This is a genomic window from Streptomyces sp. PH10-H1, assembly GCF_030063355.1.
Taxonomy (GTDB): Bacteria; Actinomycetota; Actinomycetes; order Streptomycetales; family Streptomycetaceae; genus Actinacidiphila.
Window position 1 is genome coordinate 1 of record NZ_JASISZ010000119.1, and the last position, 15,129, is coordinate 15,129.

Genomic DNA, 15,129 nt, shown 5'->3' on the forward strand with positions numbered 1-15,129 from the left:
GGGAGCCGAAGCCGCAGGAGCGACGTTCCCACTGGTCACGGGCCTTCGCGTAGTGAAGGAGGTCCTCGGCTCGCTTCACGGCCGGCTGGCGCTTCTTGCCGGGCGCGCCGTGAAGCGGCAGGTCGACTCGGCGCCCTTCTTCTGCGCCTGGGTGTCGTCGATGACCAGCGACGCTTCCGGATCGCCCAGATGCCCCACGACGTAGTCGCGCACCGCGTCCCGCAGCACGCCGGCGTCCCACACCGACGCGCGTCGCGGCGCATGTGGAGGAGGTACCCGGCGGCCGCCGCTGTCGTGGTTGCTGTGGCGTGGCATTGAAGGAGATCCAGACTCGTCACCCAGCGAGCGGACTGATCCTCGGCGGCCGTGGCCGAAGCCCGTCCGCGGAGGTCCATGGCTGTCCGCCTCGCGCAACTGAGACCAAAACTGAGACCACGGAACGACGAAGGGTCCGACCGCTTAGCGGTCGGACCCTTCGTTTGCCCTGGCGGGCGGGTGCGGAGGATACGAGATTCGAACTCGTGAGGGGTTGCCCCCAACACGCTTTCCAACTGTTCGTCCGGGGGTACGTCAGAGTTCGCCACAGTTCTGAGCTGGGGAACAGTACTGGCCGGTGAACCCTGCGGATGTACTTGAACGGGGGCGAATGCAACCCGAACTGCAACCCTCCGAGCTGCGTGGAGCTCATCCGACTGTGCTGGGATCTGGAGTGGTCAGACCCGTTCCGCAAGAAGAGCCTTAATGGAGAGGGGCGCGGATCTGTTGGACAGAGCAGCGGGAAACGGATCCGATGCGGCGCACGCCTCGGCCTTGGTCGCGGGCGGCGGTCATGGCGTCGAGGAGGCGGCGAGAGGACTTGTAAGGCCAGGGCTACCTTCGCCGGGACTACTCGGTGCGATGGCCGCATGCTTCTCGTGTCCGTACGCTGTTCATTGGCGAGCTGGGTATGGCTTTGAGGGCAGAATAGATCTTTTGTCGCTTTCTCGGAAGTTGGTTCAATACGCCTTGGCCCTCCCGGAAACTCGCAGGTCAGTCACTCTGCTCCCCGCACCCGCGGGGATGGACCCGTCTACGAGGGCCCGGTCACGCAGCACACCGACTGCTCCCCGCACCCGCGGGGATGGACCCGCAGTGGGTCAGGCGCCGGCCACTGCGGGAAGCTGCTCCCCGCACCCGCGGGGATGGACCCCGCGGGCGGCGGAATGCTGGGCGCGTACCGGTCTGCTCCCCGCACCCGCGGGGATGGACCCACGGCGGTCGACGCGTCCGACAGTTGCCGGATCTGCTCCCCGCACCCGCGGGGATGGACCCTCCTTGGGTCAGGGTGACGCGCGGCGGCGGGGCTGCTCCCCGCACCCGCGGGGATGGACCCGAGTTCCTGGCGCCCAGCAATCCACCGGTCGACTGCTCCCCGCACCCGCGGGGATGGACCCTACGCCGCCTACTCCAAGGCGTTCGCGACCCGCTGCTCCCCGCACCCGCGGGGATGGACCCGCCTGCTGGACGAGGATCTGCTTGTCCTGGTGCTGCTCCCCGCACCCGCGGGGATGGACCCACGTCGTACTTGCGGTCCCGGGACTGGGCTGTCTGCTCCCCGCACCCGCGGGGATGGACCCCGGCCGCCCTTGTCGTTGACGAGATCGCCGCACTGCTCCCCGCACCCGCGGGGATGGACCCTACAAGGGTGACTTGGCGTTCGTCGCAGAGTTCTGCTCCCCGCACCCGCGGGGATGGACCCACCTGTGGTCCAAGCAGATCCAGATCGCCGAGCTGCTCCCCGCCCCCGCGGGGATGGACCCATCGACGCCACCCGCACCGCCGCCGGCCAGGACTGCTCCCCGCACCCGCGGGGATGGACCCACGCTGCGGCGCATCAACGCCGGGTTCAACAACTGCTCCCCGCACCCGCGGGGATGGACCCCTGCTGCTGACGGCGCGCGGCCGGATCGTCCTCTGCTCCCCGCACCCGCGGGGATGGACCCTCGCCGGTGACGTGCGTGGTGTAGCCCATCAGCTGCTCCCCGCACCCGCGGGGATGGACCCAACGGCGGTCATCAGGCGGCGCTCCGGTCGGGCTGCTCCCCGCACCCGCGGGGATGGACCCATGGCGGCCCTGGGTCGTGACGGGGACCGCCGCTGCTCCCCGCACCCGCGGGGATGGACCCTCCCGGCTCCGGTTCCTGATGAGCGGACCCACCTGCTCCCCGCACCCGCGGGGATGGACCCCCAGGAACGAGACGGCGGCGAGTGCATCGACGCTGCTCCCCGCACCCGCGGGGATGGACCCGCCGTCAACTACGCCCGTGGGCTCCTGGACGACTGCTCCCCGCACCCGCGGGGATGGACCCGGTGGCGGAGGTTCGTCGAAGGACACCAGCTCCTGCTCCCCGCACCCGCGGGGATGGACCCTTCACCTGGAACTTCGAGCATGGCCGCTGGTACTGCTCCCCGCACCCGCGAGGATGGACCCTCCCGGTCCACGCCCACCTCGACGGAGTACGCCTGCTCCCCGCACCCGCGGGGATGGACCCGGGCCGAACGCGGCGCCGTCGCCCGTCTTATCCTGCTCCCCGCACCCGCGGGGATGGACCCGCCACGTACGTCATCGAAGGGTGGCTGTCGTACTGCTCCCCGCACCCGCGGGGATGGACCCAACTGGGCCGCGTTCGCCGGCATCGAGGTCAACTGCTCCCCGCACCCGCGGGGATGGACCCCATGCCCTACCCCCTCAGATCTTGTAGGGCTGGCTGCTCCCCGCACCCGCGGGGATGGACCCAGAGGGGCCAGAAGTGGGCGACGAGGAGGTAACTGCTCCCCGCACCCGCGGGGATGGACCCCCGGCCGGTGTCGCGATCACGAAGGAAGTCGGCTGCTCCCCGCACCCGCGGGGATGGACCCTCCACTGGGCGTATGAGGCCCGGCCGTGCCGGCTGCTCCCCGCACCCGCGGGGATGGACCCACCCGGCGCAGCGATGTCGCCGCACCCAGCGCCTGCTCCCCGCACCTGCGGGGATGGACCCAGTCCGTTCCGAACGCCACGCGGACGGATCACCTGCTCCCCGCGCCTGCAGGGAGGAACCCGCGGCCGCAGCGAAGGTCTTGTTGCTGACCGGCTGCTTCCCGCGCCTGCGGAATGGGTCCCGATTAGACCTAATGAAGCTTGTTCGCCGCATTTCCGAACGCTGGATCGATCGCTCCGTTGTTAATCGCCGTGCTTGGAGAGTGGCGGCGGCTGCCAGCCCGCCCCACCTAAGGTCAGCAGCCGCCGGTGTCTGCTACTCGGCCGCCAGGCGGCGGGTGGGTCATGCGAAGTGATCGAAGCTGCCGTTCTTTGCCCCGGCGAGCATCGCGGCGATCTCGTCGCGGTCGAAGACCAGCGGAGTCTGCTCGGGGCGCTTGGAGTCCCGCAGCGCGACCAGGCCGCCGATGACGCCGAACTCGACGCAGTTGTCGCTGCCCCCGCTGAACGGGCTCTTCTCCCAGGCGACGCCGGAAAAGTCCAGCTGGGCGGGGTCGGGCTTGGTGGTGCTCACTCACAGCTCCTTGAGTAGGTCGTTGAGCCAGGTGCGGGTCTCGGGTGGGCCGAGGGCACGAGCCCGCAGATGGTCGAAGACCTCGGTGTAGCGCTCCACATCGGCTGATCCCTCGAAGTACACCGAGTTGGGGCCATTCTCTACCCACACCACGTCCGGGTTCGGCTCCGGGAACGCCATGAGCACGAAGGAGCCGTCCAGGCCGGGATGGAACCCGGCGGAAAACGGCAGCATCTGCACGGTGACGTGCGTCTGCTCTGTCGCCTCCAATAGCTGCTCCAACTGTCCTCGCAGCACCTGGGCAGTGTCCTCGATCCGGCGGAACGCGGCCTCATCGATCACTGCCCACAGCTTGGCGGCGCTCTCGCCCTCCAGAAGCTTCTTGCGGTTCATGCGGACCTTCACCAGCGCGTCGACCTGTACCGGGGTGAGATCGACGCGCATGGAGGTGATGACTTGCCGCGCATACTCCTCGGTCTGCAGCAGGCCCGGGATCAGCTCGGTCTCGTAGTTGCGCAAGGTAACCGCACTGGACTCCAGTGCCAGGTATCCGCCGTACTGGGTGGTGTTGATGACCGCCGAGTACTTGCGCCACCATTGCTGGCGCTGGGCCTGATCCGCCCGGACCAGGTCCAGGATGTCCTCCCGTATGACCGGATCGGTCACCCCATAGCAGTCGAGCATGGCCTTGACCAGGACCGGTGTGGTGCCCCGGTCGCCGGATTCGATGCGGCTCAGCGACCCCTGGTTGATCTCGACCGCGGCAGCGACATCCGCCATCTTGAGCTCCGCCTTCTCCCGCAACTCTTTGAGTCGTGTGGAGAGTTGACGGCGGTAGACCGACTTCAGGACCGGGTTCCTCTTCGACGCCATGCGCCCAGTGTGTCCGTCCCGACTGGCGGCGACAACCGATCTGAGGCAAGTCGTTCGGACATGTTGCCCGAAGTCAGTTCGTTGGGGCATGCTGGCCTGACGGCAGCGAAGCGTGACGAATCGATCGCGCTTCGTGGCATATGCCGTGCGCCGACTACCCGGAGGCCGACGGTCTCGCGGAGGGCCGACGTGCCGACCCGAACGTCGCGGGCCGCCCTGCCTGTTCGCTGGGAGCCTGCTCACCTGCTGGGGAGCACACGCCATGCACGATGCATTAGCGCGCAACCAATTCTCCGATCTGCCGTGCGCGGTGGGGCCGGTGGTGACCACCTGCGGGTTCTACCTCGCCTTACGGCCTGGCGGTTTCACCCTGCATATGTCCGCCAGCGCCGCGAACGTTTCGCGGATGCGGCGGTGGGTGTTCGCTGAGGTGTGTGGGGCAGGGGCGGGCGAGGAGGCCGCGGACGCGGCGCGGTTGGTGGCCAGCGAGTTGGTCGCCAACGCGGTGCGCGAGTGTGGAGCGTTCGCGCCGGTGGTGGTCCGGGTCGACGGCCTGCCAGACGAAGTCCGGGTGGACGTGCACGATCCCGAGCAGTACGCCGTGCCGAAGCGCCGGCAGGCGCCGCCGGACAACGGGGAATGGGAGTCCGGCCGGGGGCTGTGGATGCTCGACGTTCTGGCGCCGGGGTGGACCGTGGAGCGGACCGACCTCGGCAAGCAGGTCCGCTGCCGGGTGCCGCTGACCGGGAGGAACTGTGCCTGAGTCCGCGCCGGTGCAGTGGCCGTTCCGGGTCGGATTCGACATGGAGACGCGCGAGGTCATCGTCTGGATGACCTTCGGTGCCGGCCCGAAGCAGACCACCCGCCGCATGACGATCACCTCGTTGGAAGCCCTCGCAGTGGCCGTCGCCGAACATCGCCACGAAGCATTCCTGCAACGCGGCCTCGCCGACCAACTCGTCCGCGCCGGCGTCACTTACCTCGGCGCCGACCCAACGCGGCTGGAAGCTGCGGTGAAGGCACTGTCGGACCCGACCAGCGCCGTTCCCGTCAGCCGGGTCTTGCGCGGCGGGGTACCGCCGCAGACTCCGAGCTGACCCTGGCCTGCCGACCCGCTCCCTGCGGCCGGCCGCAGACCGCCGCCAGACCTCCGCACGCGGTGTGCAACGCCCCCGTGCGGGGATGGCCGGGAACCGCCGTCGGGGAGTGGTTGCGTCAATACGCTCCGTGCGGCGGGGCCTGGCCATCGAACACCGAAATGCGCGACACATCTACGAGCAGGAGGACTGCCATGAACACCAGCACCACCACTCGCCCCGCGGCCGACGCGGTCGACCTCGACCTGGACGTCAGGATCGTCACGGCCGGGCCCGTGGCGGCGGCGCTGCTGAGCAGCACCGACGACGGCTGCGACACCAAGACGGACGGCGACTGCTGACTTGGTCACCGCGGGGGCCTGCGGCGGGAGTCCCCGTCGCAGGCCCCCGTCACCGAATGAAGGACCAGTTGCCCGGGAGGCGCGAGGTGAAGGCAGCGCAGCGGATGCCGTATTACCGGCAGACCGGGACGGCGATGCTGCGAGCGAGCGTGCACACCGATCAGGCGGGGCCCGTGCCCTGGCCTGGGCTGTCCCCGGACGTTGGCGACGCGCAGTGGGTCGGATGGCTCACTGCGGCATGGGCGAACCGGCCAGTGGCCGAGGCCGTCGCGATCGCCAGCCCGGTACTCGCCGAGCAGATCGACGCTGCGGTTGCCAAGCAGCCGACCGATGTCGGGCAGGTGCGCCGCATGGCGCTGGCTCTGGCGCGCTACCTGGCGCGGATGCGCGGCCGGGCCACCCCCTTCGGGGCTTTCGCCGGCGTGAGCACGGCGCGCTTCGGCCCGCGTACCTCGGTGCTGTGGACGGAAGCCCACCAGACCCGCGCTCAGGCGGACGCGGTGTGGCTCGCCCACGTGATCGCCCGTCTCGAAGCTTGCATGGAACTGCGGCGCCGACTGCCATTGCAGATGAACGACTTGGCCGTCGTCCGCGGTGAGCGACTCGTGGTGTCCTGGTACCCCCACGCCACCTCCGGTCGCCCGCCAGGCGAGGTGTCGGTTCGGCACGTCCCGGTGGTGCAGATGATCCGGAAGCTGGCTCCGTCCCCTATTCGGGCAGGCGCCCTGGTCGCCAAGGTCGCTGCCGATTACCCCGGCGCCCCCGTGCAGGCGCTGGAGGCGCTGGTGGGAGAACTGATCACGCAGGGCGTGCTGATCAGCAGCCTGCGTCCCCCCTCGACGGCCACCGACGCCCTCGCGTACCTCTTGGGCCGACTGGACGAGGTGGACGCGGCCAACCTTCCCCAGACGCAAGCGCTGGTCGGTGAACTACACGCGATTCACACCCTGTTACGAGAAGCCGACCGCTCCGAGCCATGGCCACAGTGGTGTGGCAGGCGCGAGACTTCGGCGCGGATGCGCGCGATCTCCGCCGCCGTCGATCAGCCCCTCACCGTTGATTTGCGGCTCGGGGCCACGGTGGTGCTGCCGCAGGCGGTGGCGTGGGAAGCAGCCGAGGCGGCCAGCGCACTCATCCGGCTGAGCCCGGCCCCCGCAGGCAACGCGTCGTGGCGCGAGTACCACGGCCGGTTCCTCGGCCGGTATGGGCCCGGCACGCTGGTGGCTGTCGAACAGCTCGTCGATCCCACGACCGGGCTTGGCGTTCCTCGCCACTTCGCACATCCCGGTGGCCGGGAGCTGTCACTACGCGATGAGGCCCTGCTCACCGTGGCCCAGCAGGCCGCGCTGGACGGCGCCGATGAGGTCGTCCTCCACGAGAAGCGCTTTCAAGCGCTGGCCGCCGGGGAAAGTCAGCGGCCGGTATCACCCGTTGACCTGTGGGTTGATGTCCGCGCCACCACGACGGCCGCCTTGGACAGCGGCGACTTCGCCCTGGGCCTGCGCGGGTTCGGCCGGCTGGCCGCGAATACCGGTCGGTTCCTGGCCCTGCTGGACGAGCCCGAGCGGCAGCAGGTGTCCGACCTGTATGCGCAGCTGCCGATCGGGGTTGCAGGGGCGCTCGCCGCGCAGTTGTCCTTTCCGCCCCAGGAGGTACGGCAGGAGAACATCCTGCGTGTCCCGCCTGTGCTGCCAGACATGATCACCCTGGCCGAGCACCGCGAGCCGGGCTCCGGTCGCATCCCGGTGCGGGACCTCGCGGTCGCTGCCGACCAGCACCAGCTGTACGTGGTGTCGTTGTCCCGGCGGCGGGTGGTGGAGCCGATGCTCCCCCATACCGGGGCTCGGCACACGATGCCGCCCCTGGCACGCCTGCTGTTCGAGATCCCGCGCTCCGCTCACCCCCAGGTGATGTCCTTCGACTGGGGCGCCGCCTCCGGCCTGCCCTTCCTGCCGCGCCTGCGCTACGGCCGCAGCATCCTGGCCCCTGCCCAGTGGCGCCTGCACCCGGCCGACCTGTCCGGCCCCACGGCGCCCCGGCGCGAATGGGCTACGGCCCTGGACACGATCCGCGAACAGCGGCGCCTTCCCCCCAGCATCGCGGTCGGCTCCGGCGACCGGCAGTTGCGGCTGAACCTGGACGAGGCCATGGACCGCGACCTGCTCCGCGCACACCTGGACGCGGCCACCGGCCCGGTCACGCTGACCGAGGTCCCCACCGCAGCCGACCACGGATGGTTCGGCGGCCGAGCCCACGAGATCGTCATCCCGCTCGCCGCGACCGCGCCGCCCGCCCCAGCGCCCGCGTTCCTGACCGGACCGGCACCGCTACCGCTGGCAGAGCGCCACCCGGGCAGAGGCGTGGTGTACGTCAAGCTGTACGGGCGCGCGGAGGTCTTCGACACCCTACTGACCGACCATGTGCCAGCCCTCTTGGCCCGGTGGGTCACGCCGCCCCAGTGGTGGTTCGTCCGCTACCGCCATCCCTCCCCGCACCTGCGCATCCGGCTGCACGATGCGGACTGTGCCCGCGCGGCCGGCCGTGTGGCGGCCTGGGCGAACGGCCTGCGGCAGCTCGGCCTCGTCGGAGAGATCGCCTTCGACGCCTACCACCCGGAGACCGGGCGGTACGGGACTGGGGCAGCCATGGTGGCGGCCGAAGCGCTGTTCGCCGCCGATTCCGCAGCCGTCTGCACCCAGCTCGCCGCGCTGTCCGTCTCGGGCGACCTGCATCCACAGGCCCTGACCGCAGCAAGCCTGGCCGACCTGACGGTCGCGATGACAGGCAGCCGATCGACAGGGTTGCGCTGGCTCATCGACCACCCCCAGCTCGCAGGCGGGGGGCCAATGCGGGATCGCGCCATGCGCCGGCAGACGTTGCGGATTGCCGGCGGCCAGGTCCTTGATGAGTTACCCGGCGGCCCGCAGATCGTCGCCGCCTGGGCGGCGCGGGCCCAGGCCGCCGCCCGGTATGCCGCCTGTCTCACTCCCTCGACCACCCGGGTGACGCCCGGCTCGGTCCTTACCTCGCTGCTGCACCTGCACCACATCCGCGCCCTCGGCATCGACGCCGACGCCGAGGCGATGACGGACAAACTCGCTCGGGCCATCGCCCTGGCCTGGGCATCGGGCCAGGGGACGGAGCAGGAGGAGATCAACCGATGACCGTGCTGGAGACCGGGCAACAGGCCGCAGCCGAGGCCATGGCCGACCACCTCGCCGCTGACCTGACCGTGCTGCCGCAGTCAGACCACGGCGACGACTACAGCCCGGGAAGCCCGCGCTGGCGCAACCAGTCGCTGTCCAAGGGCGCCGCAGGCGTCGCCGTCCTGCACGGACTGCGCGCCCGGCACGGCTTGGCCGACGACAAGCCGGTGCGCGCGTGGCTGGCCCGCGCCACCCGCGACGATCTGACCGCCGGGCCCGGCGCCGGCTTGTGGTTCGGCGCCCCGGCGCTCGCCTTCGCCCTCCAGGTCGCTGCCCCAGGCAGCTACCCGGGCGCCACCGACCGCCTTGATGACGCGGTGACCCAGTTGGTGCGCACCCGCCTCGACGCCGCCCACACGCGCATCGATGCCGCACAACGTCCGACTCTGTACGAGTTTGACCTCACCCGCGGACTCGTCGGGCTCGGTGCCCATCTCCTTCACCGGGATCCCAGCGGAGACCTGGTGCGCCAAATCCTGGCCTACCTGGTGCGGCTGACCGAGCCAGTGGCGGCGGCCGACGAAGCGGGGGCAGGTGCGCCGGGCTGGTGGACCTCCGACAGCTCCGCCCGCGACCGCGATCCCGTCTTCACTGCGGGAGAAGCCAACTTCGGAATGGCGCACGGATGTTCCGGCCTGCTCGCGATCCTGGCCCTGGCCATGGGCAGGGAGGTCATTGTCGACGGGCAGGCCGCAGCTCTCGACCGCATTAGCCGGTGGCTGGAGGACTGGCGGCAAGAGTCACCGACAGGACCGTGGTGGCCCGAGCGGATCAGCCTGCCCGAACTACTCACCGGCCAGCCTCATCAGGACGGGCCGCTCCGGCCCTCGTGGTGCTACGGCACCCCCGGCCTGGCCCGCGCCCAGCAACTGGCCGCCCTCGCCCTCGGCGACCGGGCACGCCAGCAAGCGGCCGAAGATGCTCTCGCCCGCTGCCTGGCAGACCCCGTCCAGCTTGCCCGCATCAACGACCCTGCCCTGTGCCACGGGTGGGCCGGCCTGCTCATGACGGCCTGGCACGCCGCCGCAGACGCGGCCACCCCCGACATCGCCGCCCACCTGCCGCGGCTGCTCGACACGCTCCTTACCCAGGCCCGCAGCGTCCCGCCCGGAGCCCTGCCCGGCCTGATCGAAGGCAGCGCTGGCGTCGCTTTGACGCTGCACACCCTCGCAACCGGCACGCACGGCGGCTGGCCCGCCTGCCTTCTCCTCGGCTGAACACCTCCTCACACCGATTGGACTGCGACGATGCGCGAACCCGACAGCCGTTGGCGGCAGGTCAACCTGTGGTGCGAGACCTGGCAGGCCGCCGAACAGATGGCTGCCCACCACCTGGGACCACTGCTGATCGACGCCGAACACCGCGGCGACATCACCGCCTGGTGGTTCATCCGGAAAGGCGAATCATGGCGCCTGCGCGTCCTGCCTGCCGGTGACCACGACGCGGACCGTTTCCTCGCACACCTGACCCAGACACTCACCGACCGCGCCGTGATCCACCACGCCGAAGGCGTCATCTACGAGCCGGAAACTCGGCGCTTCGGCGGACCGGAAGCCATGCAGGTGGCCCATAGCCTTTTCCACGCCGACAGCCGCCATGTCCTGCACCACCTCGCTGGTACGCAGGGGGGAGGAGACTTGCGCCGCGAGCTGGGTGTCCGGCTGGCCACCCGCATGATGCTCGCCGCCGGCCAGGACTTCTACGAACAGGGCGACATCTGGACCCAGGTCGCAGAGCACCGCGGGAGCCGAGGACAGATCGAGCCCTCCCCGGGCACACTCGCTGCGGTGCAGACGCTCATCACCGCCAAAAGCGATAGTGAGGGCAGCCCCCTCGCCTTGGCGCCCGGCTGGTCCGCCGTATTCGAGAACGCGGGAGCCGCTATCGCCGACCTGGCCCGCCGCGGACGCCTCACTCGGGGCCTGCGGGCCGTGCTCACCGATCATCTGCTTTTCGCCTTCAACCGGCACGGCATCTCCGCACCCCACCAAAGCGCCCTGGCCACTGCCGCGAGCCACGTGATCTTCCATCGGGAACCGATACCCAGCTCACTACCGCAAAGCGGCCATAACGATCCTGTCCATCCCACTACAGTCAGGCCCGTGACCATGCACTCCACCGACGCCCCGGTCCTCGACCCCCACGAGCTGGTCGAAGCCCTCATCGCCAGGATCGACCGCCTCGGGAACTTCCGCACTCCCCAGGTCAAGGACGCCTTTCGCGCGGTGCCCCGGCACGTTTTCCTGCCTGGCGTGGACCTGGAGACCGCCTACGCGCCCAAGCCCGTGGTGACCAAGCGAGCTGAAGACGGCAGCGCGATTTCCTCGGCCTCCAGCCCGAGCATGGTGGCCACCATGCTCGAACAGCTCGACGTCCGGCGGGGACACCGTGTCCTGGAGATCGGCGCGGCCACCGGCATCAACGCTGCCCTCCTGGCGGAGCTGGTCGGCCCGACCGGCTCGGTGGTGACCATCGAACTCGACGACGACCTGGCCGCCGGTGCCCGCGCCGGCCTGGCTGCGGCCGGATACGACCAGGTCGAAGTGATCTGCGGCGATGGCGCCCTCGGTGACCCGAGCGGCAAGATGTTCGACAGGATCATCGTCACCGCGGGCGCCTGGGACATCTCCGCGGCCTGGTGGCAGCAGCTCGCCGTCGGCGGACGCCTCGTCGTGCCGCTTCGCCTGCACGGCAGCGGCCTGACCCGCTCGCTCGCCTTCGACAGCACCGGCGATGCCCAGATGCTCAGCACCAACGCCGAAGTCTGCGGATTCGTGCCCATGCGCGGCGCCTCCGAGATGGGCGAGCGCCACGTCCGGCTCGCCGACGAGGTCATCCTCAAGATCGACGCCGACGACCTGCCCGACGAGGTTGCTCTCGCAAAGGCCCTGACCCACCCCGCCCAGCAGCAGTGGGCCGGGATCGAAGTCCGCCATGACGAACCTGCCGCCCACCTGGACCTGTGGCTCGCCACCATCAACAGCGGCCTCCGCTTCAGTCGCCTGTCCGTCAGCGCCGCCGCCCGCACCCTCCGCCTGGCCGACCCTGCCATGCGATGGGCCGGAGCGGGTCTCTACGACGAGGGCACGATCGTTTACATCGCCGCCCGCCCCGTCAGCGACGAAGCTAATGAGCTGGGCCTCATCGCGCATGGCCCGGACAGCAGCAAACTTGTGGGCCAGGTCAATGACCTCCTGCGTCGCTGGAACCAGGACAGGCCCGCACAACCCATCGTCACCGCATACCCCGCCACCACGCCCGAGGATCAAATCGCCCCTGGCGCTCGCATTGCTCGTCCTGATACGCGCCTGACCATCGACTGGTAATCAGTGGAGATTGCGCAGACCTGAGGGGTGCGGCCGGTGGCGGGCCGCCTCGCCACGGCACGCCTGGCCGCCCGGGACTTGGACGGCGCCCCGGACGCCGCCTCGGCCTGGAGCTGCTGGAGAACCGCGTCCTTCCGACCAGGCATACGTCCGGCTGACGAAGTTCAGCGACTACCTGGAGCCGTAGGCCGGGGTGCCGTCGGTCCTTGAGTTCCGCGACCGGCTTCGGGCTCTTCCGACCGTCGTCTGACAGCGTTCGCGGGACACCTCCGGTGCCGACGCCGCCCCCAGCGTCACGGCGAGCCTCCACGAGCCCCGTCCAACCGGAGGCCGTCGGGGGCAGATCCAGCGTGAGGTGCCCCGTACAGCAGGACGGCGACCGGCCCGGGGCCCGGTCGCCGGTTCTGTTTTGGCGCTTTCCCGGTGTGGTCAGCGCCTGCGGGGGAGGAATCGCCCGCCGTCCGCGCTGGCGATGGTGAGGAGGCTCTCGTAGTGGCCGTGGTCCTCGTCGGTCATGTAGGGGATGACGACTTCAGGATCCTGGGCGAAGTACTTGCGCAGGAGCTCGGAGGCGTCGTTCAGGGCTTGATCGGCGATCTCCTGGGTCACCTCGGTGTGGATCTTGACTCCGGTGGCCTGGAACTCTTCCAGGGTGGCTTCGTTGGCGATGGCCTGCTCCTCCTTGGTGAAGGGCCGCCCGTCTAGATGGTGGAAGGTGCGTCCGGGGTGATCGAAGTCCAGGTCGAACAGCAGGGCCATGATGTGGGGGCGGGGGGTAGTTGCGGGCATGGAGGTGCTCCTCAAGGGGATGGGGCGGGCGGGTAAGCACATCAATGGTCTGGAGAATCGCCGGTTTGGCTAACCGGCGATCGTCGGCTATGTTCCGGCGGCTTCTGGTGGCACCGTCGGCGGAAGCAGTCACTTGCCGCGTTGACGGTCAGCGCTGCGGGTCCCCTTGGAAGTTGTTGCCTTTCCGGACTTGTGGGCGGCGTTTTAGCTGGTCAGGAGTAGGGGCGGTGATTCTGTGGGAGTAGTGACTTGTCGTGTCGTCGCTCCCCGGGAGGTTGCGGATGCCGTCGGTTGTCGGACTGCTGGAACAGCACGAGCTCGCAGCTCGCTGTCGGGTCGACGGGCTGCGTGAGGAGGCCGACCGTATCCAGGCCGAGCTGGCCGTGGCCGAGCTGGAATGGCAGGAGTGGGTCATCGCCCGCAGGCGGGTCGATGCGGTGCTGGCTCCGGACTGCGGCAGCACCGCCGACACGGAGGACGTTCCGGATCCGCGGGCTGCGGGCGGGCCGTCGGCGCCCCGGGATTCGGCGAAGCCGAAGTCGCAGGTGCCGGTGTGGCGTGAGGGGCTGGCCTGGTCGGTGCTGTCGGTGGACTACCAGCGCATTGTGCAGGCGCTCTCGGACAGGGACCGGCTCCATCAAGGGCCACTGACCTGCCAGGAGTTGGCCGTGATGTTCGGTCTGGACGCGGTGCCGGCCAAGGTGGAGGCGCTGCGGTCGAAGGCGAAACGTCTGGTCGCGCGGGGCTGGCTGGCCGAGCGGCAGCCGGGCCGGTTCACACTCGCTCAGGGTGTGGCCGGACGAGGCGGCGGGTCATGAGCAGGGTCATCGACCAGTAGATCATCGCCTCGGCGCTGGTGGTGCGGCGTTCGTAGTCGCGTGCCAGGCGGCGGGTGCGCATCAGGTGGGCGAAGAGGCGCTCGACGATCCACCGCTTGGGCAGGACCACGAAGCCGCGCATGTCGTCGCTACGTTTGACGATCGCAAGGACCAGGGCGAGCGTGGCCAGACAGTGCTCGACGAGGGGGCCGGTGTAGCCGCCGTCGGCCCAGACCAGTTCCAGTCGGTGGTGTGCGTCGGCGACCTGCCCGAGCAGGACCTGGGCGGCGGCGCGGTCGCCGGTGTCCGCGGCAGTGACCATCACGCCCAGCAGCAGGCCGAGCGTGTCGACCACGACGTGCCGTTTGCGGCCGTTGATCTGCTTGCCGCCGTCGTAGCCGCGGCTGTCGGCGCCGACGACGGCGTCCGCTTTGACGGACTGCGAGTCGATCACACCGGCGGTCGGCTCCGCGTCCCGCCCCGCCCTCATCCGGACCTTCGCGCGCAGCCGGTCGTGGAACTCCTTCACCAGCGCATGATCACGCCAGCGGCGGAAGAAGGCGTACACCCGGTCCCACGGCGGGAAGTCGGCCGGCATTGCCCGCCACTTGACGCCGTTGTCCATGAGATAGCGGATCGCGTCCAACATCTGCCGGTGGCAGTACGCCTCCGGCTGTCCGCCGCGGCCACGCAGCCAGCCCGGCACCGGCAGCAGCGGGCACACCACGGCCCACTCGGCGTCCGTCATGTCGGTCGGGTAGCGGCGCTCACGCATCCGGTTGTCGGCGGCGTTCCCGAAGCAGTGAGCCAGGCAGTCACACTCCCGGGTGACCGGGCTGGACTGGCCGTACATCGGCACGCAAGACTGCGACACCAGGGGCCTCCTGCTGCTCGGTGATTCGACACCAACGAGCTGTTCAGGAGGCCCTACTTGTATGCGCCGAACACCCCACGATCACCTAATCGGGACTCCCGTTCGATCGACAAGCCTCAAGATCGGTACGACAACAGCCACTTAACTTGACTCTGTCGGTGATCTTGGTGGGGTCGGTCTGAACGGCGGGGTGAGTGGGCATGCTCGGGCTGCTTCGTTGACCGATACAGCTGCTGAGGTGTGTATTGTCGCTCCGTCCGCGTTCGGGTGAG

Annotated in this window: 12 protein-coding genes and 1 CRISPR repeat array; of the genes, 7 read left to right on the forward strand and 5 right to left on the reverse strand. The window is 69.8% G+C overall.

What is annotated here, in order from left to right:
- Window positions 1-75: 75 nt before the first annotated feature.
- From QMK24_RS42140 to QMK24_RS38470, 3 genes are all read right to left on the reverse strand, one after another.
- Complete coding sequence (locus QMK24_RS42140; protein ID WP_283514959.1) at window positions 76-315, reverse strand: hypothetical protein; 240 nt, start codon at window positions 313-315, stop codon at window positions 76-78.
- 723 nt (window positions 316-1,038) lie between these two features.
- A CRISPR array of direct repeats spans window positions 1,039-3,081; the repeat unit is 29 nt; unit sequence CTGCTCCCCGCACCCGCGGGGATGGACCC.
- Window positions 3,082-3,302: 221 nt separating this feature from the next.
- A complete protein-coding gene (locus QMK24_RS38465) occupies window positions 3,303-3,533 on the reverse strand; it encodes a DUF397 domain-containing protein (RefSeq protein ID WP_283471541.1) in 231 nt (76 codons plus the stop codon).
- Window positions 3,534-4,406: a helix-turn-helix domain-containing protein gene (locus tag QMK24_RS38470; RefSeq protein WP_283471542.1), complete on the reverse strand. Its 873-nt coding sequence runs from the start codon at window positions 4,404-4,406 to the stop codon at window positions 3,534-3,536.
- 262 nt (window positions 4,407-4,668) lie between these two features.
- Between QMK24_RS38470 and QMK24_RS38475 the strand changes: the two genes are divergently transcribed.
- The 6 genes from QMK24_RS38475 (at window position 4,669) to fxlM (ending at window position 12,376) form a co-directional block, all read left to right on the forward strand.
- Window positions 4,669-5,169 (forward strand): ATP-binding protein, encoded by a 501-nt coding sequence (locus QMK24_RS38475; protein ID WP_283471543.1) that lies wholly within the window; start codon window positions 4,669-4,671, stop codon window positions 5,167-5,169.
- A complete protein-coding gene (locus QMK24_RS38480) occupies window positions 5,162-5,503 on the forward strand; it encodes a hypothetical protein (protein ID WP_283471544.1) in 342 nt (113 codons plus the stop codon). The genes QMK24_RS38475 and QMK24_RS38480 overlap by 8 nt, the downstream gene beginning before the upstream one ends.
- A gap of 194 nt (window positions 5,504-5,697) precedes the next feature.
- Window positions 5,698-5,844 (forward strand): FxLD family lanthipeptide, encoded by a 147-nt coding sequence (fxlA, locus tag QMK24_RS38485; RefSeq protein WP_164294782.1) that lies wholly within the window; start codon window positions 5,698-5,700, stop codon window positions 5,842-5,844.
- Between the two features lie 86 nt (window positions 5,845-5,930).
- Window positions 5,931-9,008, forward strand: a complete 3,078-nt coding sequence (locus QMK24_RS38490; protein ID WP_283471545.1) for a lantibiotic dehydratase — start codon at window positions 5,931-5,933, stop codon at window positions 9,006-9,008.
- On the forward strand, window positions 9,005-10,267 hold the full coding sequence (locus tag QMK24_RS38495; RefSeq protein ID WP_283471546.1) for a lanthionine synthetase C family protein: 1,263 nt from the start codon (window positions 9,005-9,007) through the stop codon (window positions 10,265-10,267). Before QMK24_RS38490 ends, QMK24_RS38495 begins: the two co-directional genes overlap by 4 nt.
- Window positions 10,268-10,297: 30 nt before the next feature.
- Window positions 10,298-12,376 (forward strand): methyltransferase, FxLD system, encoded by a 2,079-nt coding sequence (fxlM, locus tag QMK24_RS38500; RefSeq protein ID WP_283471547.1) that lies wholly within the window; start codon window positions 10,298-10,300, stop codon window positions 12,374-12,376.
- Window positions 12,377-12,805: 429 nt separating this feature from the next.
- Here fxlM and QMK24_RS38505 read toward each other — a convergent pair whose 3' ends face one another.
- Window positions 12,806-13,165 (reverse strand): hypothetical protein, encoded by a 360-nt coding sequence (locus tag QMK24_RS38505; protein WP_283471548.1) that lies wholly within the window; start codon window positions 13,163-13,165, stop codon window positions 12,806-12,808.
- A gap of 281 nt (window positions 13,166-13,446) precedes the next feature.
- On the opposite strand from QMK24_RS38505, the gene QMK24_RS38510 reads away from it, so the two are divergent.
- The gene (locus QMK24_RS38510) at window positions 13,447-13,983 is read left to right on the forward strand and encodes a hypothetical protein (protein ID WP_283471549.1); all 537 of its coding nucleotides are present in this window, start codon (window positions 13,447-13,449) and stop codon (window positions 13,981-13,983) included.
- On the opposite strand, the gene QMK24_RS38515 is transcribed toward QMK24_RS38510, so the two are convergent.
- Entirely contained in the window at window positions 13,940-14,857 is a 918-nt protein-coding gene (locus QMK24_RS38515; protein ID WP_283471551.1) for an IS5 family transposase, read from the reverse strand. The genes QMK24_RS38510 and QMK24_RS38515 overlap by 44 nt on opposite strands.
- Between the last annotated feature and the right edge of the window lie 272 nt (window positions 14,858-15,129).

Bases quoted from the DNA above. Each gene is read 5' to 3' on its own strand.
- fxlA (WP_164294782.1), top strand. From the start codon at position 5,698: ATGAACACCAGCACCACCACTCGCCCCGCGGCCGACGCGGTCGACCTC.
- QMK24_RS38510 (WP_283471549.1), top strand. From the start codon at position 13,447: ATGCCGTCGGTTGTCGGACTGCTGGAACAGCACGAGCTCGCAGCTCGC.
- QMK24_RS38495 (WP_283471546.1), top strand. From the start codon at position 9,005: ATGACCGTGCTGGAGACCGGGCAACAGGCCGCAGCCGAGGCCATGGCC.
- QMK24_RS38470 (WP_283471542.1), bottom strand. From the start codon at position 4,406: ATGGCGTCGAAGAGGAACCCGGTCCTGAAGTCGGTCTACCGCCGTCAA.
- fxlM (WP_283471547.1), top strand. From the start codon at position 10,298: ATGCGCGAACCCGACAGCCGTTGGCGGCAGGTCAACCTGTGGTGCGAG.
- QMK24_RS42140 (WP_283514959.1), bottom strand. From the start codon at position 315: ATGCCACGCCACAGCAACCACGACAGCGGCGGCCGCCGGGTACCTCCT.
- QMK24_RS38505 (WP_283471548.1), bottom strand. From the start codon at position 13,165: ATGCCCGCAACTACCCCCCGCCCCCACATCATGGCCCTGCTGTTCGAC.
- QMK24_RS38475 (WP_283471543.1), top strand. From the start codon at position 4,669: ATGCACGATGCATTAGCGCGCAACCAATTCTCCGATCTGCCGTGCGCG.